The sequence below is a fragment of the Lapidilactobacillus gannanensis genome, from assembly GCF_003946675.1.
Taxonomy (GTDB): Bacteria; Bacillota; Bacilli; order Lactobacillales; family Lactobacillaceae; genus Lapidilactobacillus; species Lapidilactobacillus gannanensis.
Window position 1 is genome coordinate 1 of the sequence record NZ_RHOT01000023.1, and the last position, 14,915, is coordinate 14,915.

The following is a 14,915-nucleotide window of genomic DNA, read 5'->3' on the forward strand; positions in this document are numbered from 1 at the left end:
AAGATAAAGACATACCCGTCAGTTTTCGAAAAAATACGAAAACTGACGGGATTTTTATGAACTATGAATAATTCAGGTTATTAATTTATAATATAGTGATGAATTAATTACAATCTAAGCGTCAAGATAATTGGTTGTGAGGAATCTAAGTTAATTCAGCTAATCTAAACAGGATAAAAGTGATCGTTGATTTTTAGAAAGTTGCTTTTTTAAGTGAAGACTAATTGGTGTTATAGCCAAAGTATAACTGTTAAATACTTTTTACTTTTAGTGGTACCAATAGCCAACAAAAATGGTATTCTTAAAGATATCTGCTAGCAATGGAGGTTTCAAGATGAGTTTGATTTATATTAAACAGGCACGACAAAATGATTTACCAGCAATCATGACGATTATTAATCAGGCCAAAGCGCAATTAAAGGCTGACGGTAGCCCGCAGTGGCAAGATGGCTATCCTGACGAAGCGGCGCTAACTCAGGATATCTCAGCCCAGCAATGTTGGTTACTAATGGTGGGGTCCGAAATTGCTGGCACAGCCACGATGATCGTCGGTAATGATGCAAATTATATTGAGATTGAAAACGGTGCTTGGCAGAATGTCACTGATCCTTATGCAACGATTCATCGAATTGCGATTGGTCGGCAATTTGGCGGTCAGCATTTAAGCCATTATTTCTTCTCTGACTTAATTAGTCAGGCTTATGCCAGCGGGGTTCGAAATTTTCGAATCGATACTCATGAACTTAATAAACGGATGCAAGCAGTGGTTACTAGTTTTGGTTATCAATACCGCGGCAAAATTTATGTCGATGAACCCGCAGAGGATCACGAAGATAATGCGCGTCGAGCTTATGAATTGAATTTGTAAGGTAGTAAATTAAAACAGTTCATTGACAACTTCTTTAAAAGAAGTGCCAATGAACTGTTTTTATTAGAATTTAATTTTTTACGAGACAATATTAATGGAAGCTGGAGCTAGAAGTTAACCTGTCCCTCTTGAAAAATATAATTATTTTTACTAGCCGGATTAATGCCTTCAGCTGTAAAGTTAGTTAACAGGCTATCTTTGTCCAGAACCTGGCCAGTTTCTGGAATGGTGCGCCCGTTTTCGTTTGAATTATAGAAGTCACCATCAATAAAGTAGTGTAACTGATTGGCATCACTTAAATGAGCATAAATATGCCCATTAAACTGTTTGAACTTGGTCCCATTTAATTGCATTACATCAATGTAAACGATTTTTTTAATGGCTCTGAAATTATTACCTTCGCTAGTTAAACAATAGAAACTGATAACTGCTTCATAATCTGGTGTGACTTGAATCGGCTCCAGAATCTGGCGGTAATTTTTAAGTGGTAGCGGCGTTGATGGTAAACTTTCATTAACATACGCATGACCATTTCCTGGATAAGTCGTGGTCATGGCTTGTTGGTTACTTGTGGTCTTAGCGTTAGCTGATTCAAGATAAACAACTGTGACGTTATCGTCAACGAGTTCAGTGATTTTGAGCTGCTCGCTTTCCTGATCTGGATAAACGATAGTGACATTGCCATCAGTCACTTCCTTGGCTGCTTTAACTACACTGTTTGATTCATTTAGCCCGGTAAGTAAAAAGAAAATACTGATTATCATTAAACTTAAAAATTTTTTTAAGTGAGAATTCATGCCCTCGCTCCTTTTGCAGTAATCATAATTACTATTAAGTTTATTGTTGCACAATTAGATAGTGCTTGCAATCCAATACTATTTACTTGAGATGGTAGATAAGTACTGACTGCTTTTTATGCCAAAAGTACGTCGCATCTCACACTCTGATTGAAACGTGTTCGGGGCGACAAATGGCTATGCCTAATTTGATAATTTGCTCGGTCACTTGCAGTGCCCAATCAAATTATCGAAATTACGCTACGCCAAAAGTACGTCGCTCCTCACACTCTGATCCGAAACGTGTTTGGGCTGCCAAATGGCTATGGCTAATTTAAATAATGCTTCGATCTGGTTGCACCAGCTCAAAGTATTATTTGAAATTATCCTACGCCAAAGGACCGGCAGCCCTCACACTCTTATTTTTTACTGGCTTGTATAAATTTCTTACAGTATAATGAAAGAGTTATTCTAAAAAAACCGATAGGGGGTTCGGACATGAAAACTTTGGGTCATTACTTGAAAAAGTACAAATCTGATGTGATTTGGTCAACTGTGGCCGTAGTTATTATTTCTTTTGCCACGTTATGGCAACCGCATTTACTGCAGGATATGCTAAATGCAATCATCAAACGTGACAGCAGCACTGTTACCAAACTCGGAATCGAGTTGGTGGCGTTAGCAATTCTGGGTATTATTGCCGGAATTGTCAATACGATCTATTCGGCGCGAGCAGCACAAGGTGTGGCTGCTGATATGCGTGAGAAAGCATATCGGCAGATTCAAACTTTCTCATTTCAGGACATTGAGAAATTCTCAGCTTCAAATTTGGTGGTACGACTGACAAATGATATCAATCAGATGCAAATGGTTGTCATGTCCGTACTCCAACAATTAACTCGGGTGCCGATTTTATTCATCGGTTCCTTTATTTTGGCGATTATTACCTTACCTAAATTATGGTGGGTCATTATTTTAATGATGATTTTAATTTTCGTCATTAGCTATTTTTCGTTTTCCAAAATGGGTCAGTATTTCGAGAAAATGCAGACTATGTTGGATCGTAACAACACTTTAGCTCGCGAGAACTTAATGGGAATTCGCGTGGTGAAGTCGTTTGTTCAAGAGCAGAATCAAATTGAACAGTTCTCTGAAGCTTCGGATAAAATGACTAAAGTCACAATTATTATTGGGAACTTGTTCTCAATTTTAATGCCTGCGTTCTTCTTAATTGGGGACTTGGCCATGGCTGGTTCAATTATGTTAGTAGGGAGTATGGTAACAAGTGATCCTGGTGCTCTAGCAGCAATCACTGCTTTTGTTAGTTATTTATACCAAATTTTATTTGCGATTGTTAATGGTGGCTTCATGCTGACTGGGGCTTCACGGGCCTTCGTTTCTTTACGGCGGTTACAAGAAATCTATGATACTAAGCCAAGTTTAACTTTCCCCGATGTACCTGAAGAGAAGTTATCAGGTTCAATTGAATTCGATCATGTAACTTTTACTTATCCTGGGGATGACGCACCTACTTTACAAGATATCAACTTCTCGGTAAAACCTGGAGAAATGATTGGTATCGTTGGCGCAACTGGTTCAGGTAAATCTAGTTTAGCCCAGTTGATTCCGCGATTGTTTGATCCAGAAACAGGGACGGTTAAAGTCGGTGGCGAGAATGTCAAAGATGTGAATGAACATTCTTTGCGACGGGCGGTATCTTATGTGTTACAGCGGTCAACACTTTTTTCTGGGACAATTGCCCATAATTTACGTCAAGGTAAGGCTGATGCAACCGTCAATGATATGCGGTGGGCAGCGCATATTGCGCAATCTGCTGAATTTATTGAGCGTTTGGATCATCAGTATGATGCGCCGATTGAGGAACGTTCAGCGAACTTCTCTGGCGGTCAGAAGCAACGGCTCTCGATTACGCGAGGCATTATTAGCAAGCCGGATATTTTGATCATGGACGATTCAACAAGTGCCTTGGATGCTAAATCGGAGAAATTAGTCCAAGAAGCTTTGGCACGTGATCTCGGACAAACCACAACTGTAATTATTGCTGAAAAAATCGCTTCGATCATTAAAGCAGATCGAATTTTAGTGCTTGATGAAGGAAAAATCGTGGGTTCTGGGACTCATCACGAATTAGTTAAGAATAACGCGGTTTATCAGGAAATCTATCGGACGCAAAAGGCGTTGGAGGAGGTTTAAGATGAATGATTTAAAAGGAGCCGGTAAGTTTTACGCGCATTATTTACGTAAATATTGGCCAGGGTTATTAATTGTTTTAGCACTAACAATTCTGGCCTCATATCTACAGGTTAAGGCGCCAATTTACATGGGCGATGCGATTACTGCCCTAACGAAGTATTTGCAAACTTGGTCGAATCCAGCAACTCGGGCGCAAGCTTCACAAGCCACGTTTAACAGTGCAATTATTAAAATGGCTTGGTTTTACATTTTCAATGCTGCCGCGATGTTGATTAGTTCTTTGATTATTTCGCAAATTGCTGGACGCTCAACGGGGACAATGCGGATCGGTTTATTCCGCAAGATGCAATGGATGCGCGTCAGTTATTTCGATACTCATTCTGATGGTGATATTTTAGCTCGTTACACTTCAGACTTGGATAATATTTTCAATGCCATGAATCAAGCAATGTTTGAAATTTTTGCTAGTATTACTTTGTTTATCGGGATGATTATCATGATGTTCCGACAAAACGTGACGTTGGCTTGGGTAGCAGTTGCCTCAACACCAGTAGCGGTGGTTTTGGCGGCGGTGATCATTGTTAAGGCGCAGAAGTACGTCAATGAACAACAAGATGATGTCGGTAAATTAAACGGCTACATTAATGAGCAAATTACGGGTCAGAAAATTATTATTACTAATGGGCTACAACAGGAATCAATTAAAGGCTTCTTGAAGCACAATGAAGAAGTTAAAAAGACAACCTTACGCGGTCAAGTTTGGTCTGGTATTCTGTTCCCATTAATGCAAGGCATGTCATTGTTTAACACAGCCTTAGTTATTTTTGTTGGGTCAGCTCTAGTGTTGCAACAAGGTATGTCAGTGGCTGCTGGCTTAGGTTTGGTTGTTATTTTCGTACAATTAGCCCAACAGTATTACCAACCAATTATTTCATTAACCTCGTTATACAGTATGATTCAGCTAGCGATTACGGGTGCGCGGCGAATTAATGAAGTTCGCGAACAGCCTGATGAGATTAGCCCAGAGAATGGTAAAATTCTTGATGGCATTCATGATAAAATTGAATTAAAAGACGTACACTTCAGTTATTTACCAGGCAAAGAAATCTTACATGGCGTCAATATTGAAGTTGATCACGGCGAGATGGTCGCTTTAGTTGGGCCAACAGGGTCTGGCAAGACAACGGTTATGAACTTACTAAATCGTTTCTATGATTTAGATTCTGGTAGTATTACTTTTGATGGTGTGGATATTCGTGAGATGGATCTCATGTCCTTGCGTGAAAACGTTGGGATTGTCCTCCAAGATCCGCAACTATTCTCGGGAACAATTGGCGAGAATATCAAGTTTGGTAAACCTGATGCGACTGATGAAGAATTGTATGATGCTGCTAAACAAGCACGAATTCATGACTTCATCATGACGTTAGATGATGGTTATGACACGATGATCAGTGATGAGAATACAATTTTCTCCGCTGGTCAGAAGCAGTTAATGTCGATTGCACGGACAATTATCACGAATCCACGGCTATTGATTCTTGACGAAGCGACTTCCAATGTTGATACCGTTACTGAGGCGCAGATTCAAGAAGCCATGGACAACGTGATTCAGGGGCGGACAAGTTTCGTGATTGCCCATCGTCTCAAGACAATTCTGAATGCCGATAAGATTGTTGTGCTTCGCGACGGCAATGTGATTGAAGAAGGTAACCATCAGCAATTACTCGCTGAAAAAGGTTTCTACGCGGAGTTGTACCATAATCAGATGGTCTTTGAATAAGTTGTAGTTAACAATTGAATAGTCATTTCAGCAAAACCATGTGGTCCTGTTCTTGGACTCATGGTTTTTTGTTTGGTCACATGCATTTAGAATTTAGTGAAGATGTTAAAGCAAAACTGGTGCCGACGCCATTCCGTCTGGAGTTGAGTTAGTTCACTTCAATGTTGTTAGTGGTTAAGGCAGTTATTGTGGGTCAGCTCAACTCTGTTAGATTGATGTTAAGCTTGAACAGTAAAACCAAAATAGTTTAACTGAAAATCACCAGTTATGTTACATGCCGATTCCTTGAATTCCATAAAGCTTGTCAATCAAACTATTAGTTCACCACAATCTGATCTTCTAAACAGTGGTAATCAGTTCAGTTAGTTGGTTTATCCAACTAATTTTGGAAAGTATGGGCACCATTTTATCTCGTAGAGCTTAATCGCTGGTACCAACTTAGGGAGCGACTTAATCAATCCCTCTGCACATTGGTAAAAAGCAAATTATTTTAGTAGCCAGTAGTTAATCAAATTTGTGTATAGAACTGTTATTGGACAATTGGCCCAGCTATTATTTAATAATTATAAAAAAACGTTGCAATAAAATTAAATGTGAATTAGAATATTTCTAACAAGATGAGAGTATTAATGTTGGCTGTTAATAACATAATTGATTAATTCTCCTATCAAACCAATGATTATTAAACACCAAGATTTAAATAATGAGAGATGATGATATTAATTCAATAATTAAATGAGATATTAATCGATAGGAAGCGAGAAAATGAGTCATAGAATTATCATTCGCAATAAAAATCATTTTGAGCAGATTTCTTTTCAGGTCACGCCACAAAATTTGCCTGTCATTAAACAGCTTCGCGATCGATTAAATCAAGAAATTACGCGGATTGAAACAGCAATACCGCCAGATCAACAGTTGAAATGCCAGCAAAGGGATGATTAGTAAATGAAACGCTATTTGAAGATGTTTCGTGGGACGTTAATGGGGTATACAGTTTTAACAGCCGCAATTATTTTTAGTCAGACTTTCACCAGTGTAGCGATTAGCAAAGTGATTGATACCTTGATCAAGAAAAATCAACGGCAATTCTTTTTCTGGCTGGCACTGAGTATTATCGCGACTGTTTTCATGGTGCTGGCCGATTTATATAGCGAAATTTGGCAGCAAAAAATCACGCAAAGTGTTGATACAGCCATTCGGACTGATTTAGGGACCGGGATTGCTAATCTTGACTATCAAGCTGTCACCAAACGAACTACTGGTGAATATTCGTCATGGTTTAATAATGACATTAGTCAGATTGAGCAAAAGGGATTGCAAGCATTATTTAATATCATTATGTACGCCTTTGGGCTATTATTCCCGATTATGATGTTATTTTCTTATCATTGGTTGATTGGTGTGAGTGGGATTGTTTTGGCTATTCTGTCCACAATTATTCCACGTATTACCACATCTTGGGTGACGGTAGCAACAAAGCGTTTGACTGAGCAGAATGAAAAAATGAATCATGTTGTTCAGAATGTACTTGGTGGTTTTGAGGTCTTGTTTGCTTTCCATAAACGAATTGAGATTCCGCGCTTGATCAAACAACAATCAGAAGCGACGAAGGCTGCAGCAGTAAATCAAAGTGTCAAAACTGCCCAGGCCGGGTTAGTCAATGGTCTTTTTGGTCAAGTTTCACAGTACGTGATCATTATTACGACTTCCTTGTTAGTGCTCAACGGTCAGTTAACGGCTGGCTCTTTTTATGCGACGGGTAACTTAGCCGGAATTTTTGTCACTTCTTTTACTGGTTTAGGTAATGCAATTGTGAGTTTTAAATTGATGAGTGCAATTTGCAAAAAGTATCAGGGACTCGACTATACGCCGCACGTTGATGCTGAGTTCGACGAAGCAGCGCGCCCTGATTTAACGGTTTCGCAGTTAGCAGTTGGTGATCGCGACAATACTTGGTTAGCACCAATTAGTTTTAAAGTCCCGTTTGACCACAAAGTGTTTGTGGCTGGTCCCAGTGGGGCTGGTAAAACAACGTTGTTGAAAACTTTAGCTAGTTTGGTCACACCTAGTACTGGTAATTATTCTTGGCAAGTGGCGACAGTTTCTTATCAACAACAGGTCCTGTATGTGCCGCAAGCGACACATATCTTCTCCGGTAGTATTCGCTATAATTTAACGTTAGCTTCGACAATTTCGGATACCGAGCTGTGGCAAACCTTGAAACTAGTTCAGTTAGAAACGCGCATTAAACAATTACCGCAGCAATTAGATACCGAGATCAGTGAGCTGTCCGATGAATTATCCGGTGGTGAACGTCAGCGCTTGTGCATTGCCCGGGCGATTTTAACGAAGGCACCAGTTTTATTATTAGATGAAGTTACAGCCAATGTTGATCAGGACACTGCCACTGCTATTGAAACGGCAATTCTGCAAGAACCGCAACGAACAGTCTTATTTACCTCGCATCGTTCTGCAGACGGCGCCAATCGTCTGGTCGATCAAACTGTTGCAGTCAAACCAGTGGCTTAATAATGGCAACTTCACGATTTAATGGTGTGAGTATCACACTCACCTTACAAAAATGTCACATAATCCTTACAATTAGTTCATAACTTCATCGCAAAATTCATTATCAGTTCATAACTTTTCTGTATGATAAGGACTAATAAATGAGACGTTTGGAGTTGGGATTATTCGTGAAGTATCGAAAAATAATTAAAACATCATTATTAATTGCGTTAAGTGCAACCTTGGCGGTTTTAACTGGTTGTCAGCAAGACACCGCTAATGCCGATGAGAATGTGCCCTTATCAAGCGCGGAAATCACGGCTAATTTAGGTAGCAAGTTGGTGACAACTCGTGCCACTGCGCAAAAAACGGCCACCAAGACTTATCAAGCTGCCTTGGCTAACACGGCCTATACTGTGGACACGCCTTACGTGAAAGTCAATCCTTATGGTACTTCGCCGCTAACTGCACTGGTGCTTTTTACCACGACGGAAAAGGCTAAGGTTAGTTATACGGTCGTTGGTAAAACCAACGGAACAAGTATTACTAATACGGTCAACGGTGGTTATCAAACGCAGCATCAAGTACCAGTTGTAGGCCTGTATGCTGGCAATAATACTGTAAAAATTACCGTAACCTATGAAAATGGTACGACCACCACGAAAACTTTGGCAATCACAACCACTTCAACTTTGCCGAAATACATTGCTTCCACCAAGATTACTGTCAGCAAGAGTAACAAGAGTGAGATGGATATTGGTGATAATAAACTCACCTTTCTAGTTCGGACGACTAAGGAATCCTTTGCCGTTGATGCTGATGGTGCTGTGCGTTGGTATTCAACTTTGTATGTTCAACATATGCTGGAACCAATTTCCAATGGTCATTATTTGATGCTGACTAAGAACGATCAGTCAGGAACAACCTACAATGATTTGGTTGAGACGGATTTACTCGGTCGTGTCTACAAGGAGTATACTTTTGATACTAAAACTGGCCACAGTGAAAATGCTAATTCTGACAAAACTGTGATTCATCACGATATTTTAGAATTACCAAATCATGATTTACTAGCAACAGTCAGTGATGGCTCGAAATACGTTGAAGATACCATGGTGGTCATTTCTCATACAACTGGTAAAGTGACGCAGGTGATCGACTTGAAGAAGTTGCTGCCGAAGTCGATGTATGAAAGTTACAAGGCCAGCAGTGATGGCACTGTTGATTGGTTCCATCAGAATGCCGTTGACTATGACAGTAATGATGGCAGCATTATTATTTCTGGCCGCAATCAGGATATGATTATGAAGTTAGACCTGAAGACAGCTAAGATCAAGTGGATTTATTCCGGTAAAAAGAAGAGCAGTTGGCCAGAAAAATATCGCTCGCTCTTATTGACTGGGACAGCAGGGACAACGATTACTGGTGGTCAGCACGGGGTCACTTTACTAAGTGATGATAACGGCGATCCAAGTAGTGAAAACATTTTGCTGTATAACAATAATATTGATGTGACTAATGGTGACGCTAGCACTTCCGGCAAATATTCTGAAGGGGTCCAATATCATATTGATACTAAAACGATGACCATTAAACAAACCTGGTCCTATGGTAAAACTCTAGGCAAGGCCAACTTCACTGAAGTCATTGGCTATACCCAAAAATTAACCGGTAACAATTACTTAATTGATTTTGGTTATAAAGGCAGTGGCACTGAAAGTAATATTATTGAAGTTAACGGCCAGAACCAAGTCTATAATTTAACCGTCTCTAATCCCTCGGCCAAAGCCTACGTCTACCGCGCTTACCGCTTGCCGGTTTATGATAGCAGTTATGTATTTGATTTGAATGAATAAGATAAATTGAAAAGCACCACTTAACTGGACGGCGAAATCCAAGTTAAGTGGTGCTTTAGTATATGGGGTTAGCTTTTTTGGAAAATATTAGTTAAATTGCTAATTCACCGCTACGTTCTGCGCTATCAAGAGCACGAACGAATGGGTAGTAAATCATAAAGGAAACAATCCAACCAAGCAGTACGAAGAGCAAGGCAGGAATACTACCACCAGTGGCTAAGAAGGCCTTGATTGGGGCAGGAGTGATCCATGGTACTGACAATACTGGTACGGGAATCCATTTGATACTAACAAAGATAATTGCTAAAACGTTCATTAAAACTGGAGATAGGATAAATGGAATCATCATTAATGGGTTTAACATAATTGGTAAGCCGAAGATCAAAGGTTCACCAATATTAAACATTGCTGGAACGATTGATAAGGCACCCATCCCTTTGTAGCGTTTCGATTTAACTAAAAGGAGACAGAGGGCAAGAGGTACTAATCCAGTCATCACATAAACATCTTGGAAAATGCTGGTATAAGTGTAAGGAAGTGCGGTACCCTTTGCAAAAGCGGCCTGGTTTGCGGCAACCATTTGGGTCCAGAAAGTACCAGCAACACCGCCAACAATATTACCACCGTGAATCCCAACTGACCATAAGCCACGGTTTAAAGCAGTGGCAATCAACATTGCAATTGGTGTATCACCAACGGCAACTAATGGTTTGAAGATATCAGCAATAACTTGTGGTAGGTTGATTTTTAACACAGAACCAATTAACCACCAAATAACAACAACGAAGAAACTTGGAATTAAAGCAGTGAAAGAATTGGCAACCATTGGTGGTACATTTTCTGGTAATTTAATTGTCCAATTACGGCGAACAAAGAAACGATAAATTTCAACTGTTAGGATGCCAATAATAATTGCAGCAAAAACGCCAAGTGCGCCCATATAAGTAGTTGGTACACCAGTGAAAGTTCCAGCAGTTTTAGAACCCTTGACAACCGTTGAAACTGTTTCTGCAGGATTTAGTAATAGATATGAGGCAATTGCTAAGATCATTGGTTGCATGATATCCGTTTTTTCATCGCGATTTTTGTTATACCATTCAACGGTTGCATAAGACGTTGTGGCAACTGTATAGAGAGCGATAAATGAGGTGCCGACACCTGAAGCTGCAGCAATTGTCCAGCGGAAATCACCTAAAAAATTAAGATAAGCTGGAATTGGGAATGATGCAAATAACAGGAAAATTGATCCAATAACTAACAAACTCATGATGCCTAAACCGTTTCGTTGAATAACTTGTACATAACGTAGGTTGGCAAACTTGATCAGTGGTGGTGCAATTCGCTTTTCAATAAAATTTGTCATTTTCTGCATAATTATTTTCCTCCCGAAAAATAGCTGTTTTGACTTAAGTAAAAGATAAAATAATATTCATAGAAGTTAACGCTTACAAAAAATTGTTAATTAATTATTAAACTGTCCAATGCCCGTGAGATAAAACCATTATTTGCGTTTAAAATTTGTTCTGCTTGTTGCCGGCTAACTTGACCATTGATCATCACAATCGCAACTTTAGGTTGGCCAGCAGCATCGTTATAAAATTGAGTTGCTGTTTTATAATCAACATCAGTAGCGTCTTGAATAATCCGCTTAGCTCGATCAACTAGCTTTAAATTAGTTGGCTGAACATCCACCATTAAGTTACTATAAACTTTTCCCAATTTAATCATTGCTGTTGTCGAAATTGTATTTAGAATTAGTTTCTGAGCAGTTCCAGCTTTCATGCGTGTCGAACCAGTAATGACTTCAGGACCTACTACTGCTTCAATAGCATAAGTCGCATGTCGACTAATAATTGCATTGTTATTACAACTTAATGCTCCTGTTTGACAGCCAATCGATTTGGCGTAGTCTAAACCACCAATTACATAAGGCGTACGTCCACTAGCCGCAATGCCCAAAACAAAATCATTTTCAGCTAATTGTTTTTCTTTTAAATCATTAGCACCCAATTCGGCTGAGTCCTCGGCGCCTTCCACTGCTTTGATTAAAGCCCCAGATCCACCAGCTATTAGACCTTGGATCATCTCAGGAGCGCTACCAAATGTTGGAACACATTCGGCAGCATCAAGGATACCTAATCTGCCACTAGTGCCAGCACCAAGATAGAACAAACGGCCATTGTTTTGGAAACTAAGAACAATTTGATCAATGATAGTTGCAATTGCATCCTGAACATTAGGTTGGCCGATAATTGCAGGAACCTGTTGATCTTCCTGATTGATTAGCTTAATGATTTCCACAGTTGACATGGTATCGATATTCAACGATCTAGAATTGCGTTGTTCTGTTATTCGTTGTTGCATCAGCTAACCCTCTTTCAAAAAATATGCCTAGAAGAAATGAAGTTAAATGTTGGTCCCCGAGTCCGAGTAAACATGCCACTCACCCCTGATTGCTTTGATTTTTGTTGTTCAGAGTTTCTTGATGATAACGCTCAATAATTTGATGAGTTCGAGTAATGTTGTCGTTACTTTCATCGTAATATTGACTGAGATAAAAATAGTAAATAATATCAACAACTAAGAATTGCGATAATAATGAATTAGTTGCTGCACTTCTGATCTTTGCTTCAAGTGGTGTCGCTGTGTGTAAACGTAATTCTGTTAGGTCTGCTAAAGGATTGGCATCATATTTTGTTAATGAAACGGTTGTTAGCTGCTTTTCCTTTGCGATTTTTGCCGCCCAGACAATTTCTGGTGTACTACCAGAGTTAGAAATAAACCAAATAAGATCGTTTTTAGTAGCGGTTTCTAATGCTGGTAAAAATAGGTTTATTTCCTGAAAGGAGGAGAATTGAATGCCTAAGCGCGCCCATTTTTGAGTAATATTTTCGGCGACTAATGACGAGGCGCCGAGGCCAAAAAGATAGATTTGTTGGGCATCGTGAATTTTCTTGATAATTGCCATGACAGATTCTTTTGTTAAGGTGTCACTTGTCTGTTGGAGTGACTCAATTGAATTATTCAATAATTTCTGTTTGACAATATCATAGTCACTATGTGGTTTGACATCATCGTTAGTTCTACGCTTTGTAATTGCTAGGTCAGAAGCTAAGAGAAGCTTGAATTGAGCTAAATTAGAATAACCATTTTTTTGAAAGAAACGAATAACAGTGGCAGCACTAGCACCTGCTGCAGTTGCTAATTCAGCAACATTTTGTTTAAGAACTAGCTCTGGATAATCGACAATATAGGAAGCAATTTTTCGCTCTACCTTTGTTAAATCTGTTCGTAACAGTGAAACTTCCTGAATAATACTCAATTTTTGCACCTCCAGCTTATTCGGAAATTATCGTAAGTGGATAGGTAGCTGACCGAAAAATTTATTTCCCTGAGCTAATTGTTCAATGGCCATTTTTAAAGTTGTTGAAGTGCTTTCATAAGTTACTATTTCATTCTTGATTTGCTGAGGAAGCCATTGAATGTCATAAGGATTCCGTTGGACAATAACAGAAATATGAGTTGTAATTGTTGTAAGCTTTTGTAACACTTGTATTTGTAAATCTTGCTGTGAGTTGATATTTGTTGTTCCAACGATAACGTAACTGGTTTGATTCAATGATGATAAGTCAATTTGATTCAGATTATGATCAAGGGGAATTTCTAAGACTTGGCAATTTTGATAGCTAGCTTTTACTGCCTTTACTAGTGGATCTATTTTGTCAGTGAAATCAATCGCTTTTGTTTGTTGGATTTGATGGAAAGATATGACGGTTACCTTTTCTGTATCATTAATTACTTCTGTGTTTTTCAGTACCGTTAAACTTTGACGGTAAATATTCTCGGCCAGCTTCTGATGCTGATGAACAACTTGTTTAAATTTATCTTCAACAAAATGATTTTGCCATTCACCAACTTCTCTCCGCAATTTTTGATTACGATCTATTGCCACGGACAATTTTTCAGATGCTAATTGTTTAGTTGCTAGTGCCTGATTAACTAAATTAATTGCCCGTTTTTGCTGCTCATAAACATGCGAAACCATGACCATGTCAGCACCATTCTGTAGGGCGAGTAGACAAGCTTCAGCCGTCCCGTAATGTTCGGCAATTGCGAGCATTTCTAAATCGTCGGTCACAATCAATCCGGGATATTTTAAATCTTGTCTGAGTAAATTAGTCATGACCATAGCCGAAAGACTGGCTGGTAGTTTGTCATCTAAGTACGGAAATAAAATGTGAGCAACCATAATTGCTGAGGTGTTAGCTTCAATTCCAGCGATAAACGGTAATAATTCGATTTTACGTAACTCAGCTAGAGTCTGTTGAATGATTGGCAAGTTATGATGCGAATCAGTAGTTGTATTACCATGACCAGGGAAATGTTTTAAGCAACTTGCAACACCTTCACTTTGTAAGCCAATTACTGATGCTTTTACGTATTCAGCCACTACTTCGGGCTGGTCACCAAATGAACGCACACCAATTACGGGGTTACTGATGTTATTATTGACATCACTATCTGGTGCTAGGTTCCAATTAATACCCATTTGTTTTAATTCATTGGCGGAGGCACGATAACATAGCGTAGCATTAGTAGGCTTGCCAGTGGCGGCAATTGCCATTGCACCTGGTAATAAGGCAGTACCTTGGTTGATTCGGCGGATAACACCATTCTCTTGATCTAAACAAATCAACAATGGGTCTTGATAACCGGCATCGCGTGCAATTTTCTGTAACTGGTTCGTCAGATTAGCTAATTGTTGAGGGTTGCTAATATTTCTTGAAAATAGAATGACACCGCCAACGTGATAATTGCGAATCATTTCTGTGATATGATCGTCAGCTATTGTACCGTGAAAACCGACGATAAAGGCTTCACCAGCTTCAACGATTTTCTTGACCATC

General features: G+C 39.3%; 11 protein-coding genes. 6 read left to right on the top strand and 5 right to left on the bottom strand.

What is annotated here, in order from left to right; genetic code table 11:
• Nucleotides 1-334 precede the first annotated feature (334 nt).
• The gene (locus EKM81_RS07105; protein WP_125650257.1) at nucleotides 335-868 is read left to right on the top strand and encodes a GNAT family N-acetyltransferase; all 534 of its coding nucleotides are present in this window, start codon (nucleotides 335-337) and stop codon (nucleotides 866-868) included.
• 107 nt (nucleotides 869-975) lie between these two features.
• Here EKM81_RS07105 and EKM81_RS07110 read toward each other — a convergent pair whose 3' ends face one another.
• Nucleotides 976-1,632, bottom strand: a complete 657-nt coding sequence (locus EKM81_RS07110) for a hypothetical protein (RefSeq protein WP_164509252.1) — start codon at nucleotides 1,630-1,632, stop codon at nucleotides 976-978.
• A gap of 510 nt (nucleotides 1,633-2,142) precedes the next feature.
• On the opposite strand from EKM81_RS07110, the gene EKM81_RS07115 reads away from it, so the two are divergent.
• From EKM81_RS07115 to EKM81_RS07135, 5 genes are all read left to right on the top strand, one after another.
• Nucleotides 2,143-3,858 carry an ABC transporter ATP-binding protein gene (locus tag EKM81_RS07115; protein WP_125650261.1) on the top strand — a complete coding sequence of 572 codons (1,716 nt, stop codon included), beginning with the start codon at nucleotides 2,143-2,145 and terminating at the stop codon, nucleotides 3,856-3,858.
• A gap of 1 nt (nucleotide 3,859) precedes the next feature.
• The gene (locus EKM81_RS07120; protein WP_125650263.1) at nucleotides 3,860-5,641 is read left to right on the top strand and encodes an ABC transporter ATP-binding protein; all 1,782 of its coding nucleotides are present in this window, start codon (nucleotides 3,860-3,862) and stop codon (nucleotides 5,639-5,641) included.
• A gap of 765 nt (nucleotides 5,642-6,406) precedes the next feature.
• A complete protein-coding gene (locus tag EKM81_RS07125; protein WP_125650265.1) occupies nucleotides 6,407-6,586 on the top strand; it encodes a hypothetical protein in 180 nt (59 codons plus the stop codon).
• 3 nt (nucleotides 6,587-6,589) lie between these two features.
• Nucleotides 6,590-8,173 carry an ATP-binding cassette domain-containing protein gene (locus EKM81_RS07130; protein WP_125650267.1) on the top strand — a complete coding sequence of 528 codons (1,584 nt, stop codon included), beginning with the start codon at nucleotides 6,590-6,592 and terminating at the stop codon, nucleotides 8,171-8,173.
• Nucleotides 8,174-8,313: 140 nt separating this feature from the next.
• A complete protein-coding gene (locus EKM81_RS07135; RefSeq protein ID WP_164509253.1) occupies nucleotides 8,314-10,008 on the top strand; it encodes an aryl-sulfate sulfotransferase in 1,695 nt (564 codons plus the stop codon).
• A gap of 91 nt (nucleotides 10,009-10,099) precedes the next feature.
• Here the strand turns inward: EKM81_RS07135 and EKM81_RS07140 are convergent, their stop codons facing one another.
• The 4 genes from EKM81_RS07140 to nagZ form a co-directional block, all read right to left on the bottom strand.
• Nucleotides 10,100-11,380, bottom strand: a complete 1,281-nt coding sequence (locus EKM81_RS07140) for a PTS sugar transporter subunit IIC (RefSeq protein ID WP_125650269.1) — start codon at nucleotides 11,378-11,380, stop codon at nucleotides 10,100-10,102.
• 86 nt (nucleotides 11,381-11,466) lie between these two features.
• Complete coding sequence (murQ, locus tag EKM81_RS07145) at nucleotides 11,467-12,372, bottom strand: N-acetylmuramic acid 6-phosphate etherase (protein WP_125650271.1); 906 nt, start codon at nucleotides 12,370-12,372, stop codon at nucleotides 11,467-11,469.
• 79 nt (nucleotides 12,373-12,451) lie between these two features.
• Nucleotides 12,452-13,330, bottom strand: coding sequence for a MurR/RpiR family transcriptional regulator (locus EKM81_RS07150; RefSeq protein ID WP_125650273.1), 879 nt, complete (start codon nucleotides 13,328-13,330; stop codon nucleotides 12,452-12,454).
• 27 nt (nucleotides 13,331-13,357) lie between these two features.
• Nucleotides 13,358-14,914: a beta-N-acetylhexosaminidase gene (gene nagZ / locus EKM81_RS07155; RefSeq protein WP_125650275.1), complete on the bottom strand. Its 1,557-nt coding sequence runs from the start codon at nucleotides 14,912-14,914 to the stop codon at nucleotides 13,358-13,360.
• Nucleotide 14,915 lies beyond the last annotated feature (1 nt).

Bases quoted from the DNA above. Each gene is read 5' to 3' on its own strand.
- murQ (WP_125650271.1), bottom strand. From the start codon at position 12,372: ATGCAACAACGAATAACAGAACAACGCAATTCTAGATCGTTGAATATC.
- nagZ (WP_125650275.1), bottom strand. From the start codon at position 14,914: ATGGTCAAGAAAATCGTTGAAGCTGGTGAAGCCTTTATCGTCGGTTTT.
- EKM81_RS07140 (WP_125650269.1), bottom strand. From the start codon at position 11,380: ATGCAGAAAATGACAAATTTTATTGAAAAGCGAATTGCACCACCACTG.
- EKM81_RS07120 (WP_125650263.1), top strand. From the start codon at position 3,860: ATGAATGATTTAAAAGGAGCCGGTAAGTTTTACGCGCATTATTTACGT.
- EKM81_RS07110 (WP_164509252.1), bottom strand. From the start codon at position 1,632: ATGATAATCAGTATTTTCTTTTTACTTACCGGGCTAAATGAATCAAAC.
- EKM81_RS07105 (WP_125650257.1), top strand. From the start codon at position 335: ATGAGTTTGATTTATATTAAACAGGCACGACAAAATGATTTACCAGCA.
- EKM81_RS07135 (WP_164509253.1), top strand. From the start codon at position 8,314: ATGAGACGTTTGGAGTTGGGATTATTCGTGAAGTATCGAAAAATAATT.
- EKM81_RS07125 (WP_125650265.1), top strand. From the start codon at position 6,407: ATGAGTCATAGAATTATCATTCGCAATAAAAATCATTTTGAGCAGATT.
- EKM81_RS07115 (WP_125650261.1), top strand. From the start codon at position 2,143: ATGAAAACTTTGGGTCATTACTTGAAAAAGTACAAATCTGATGTGATT.
- EKM81_RS07130 (WP_125650267.1), top strand. From the start codon at position 6,590: ATGAAACGCTATTTGAAGATGTTTCGTGGGACGTTAATGGGGTATACA.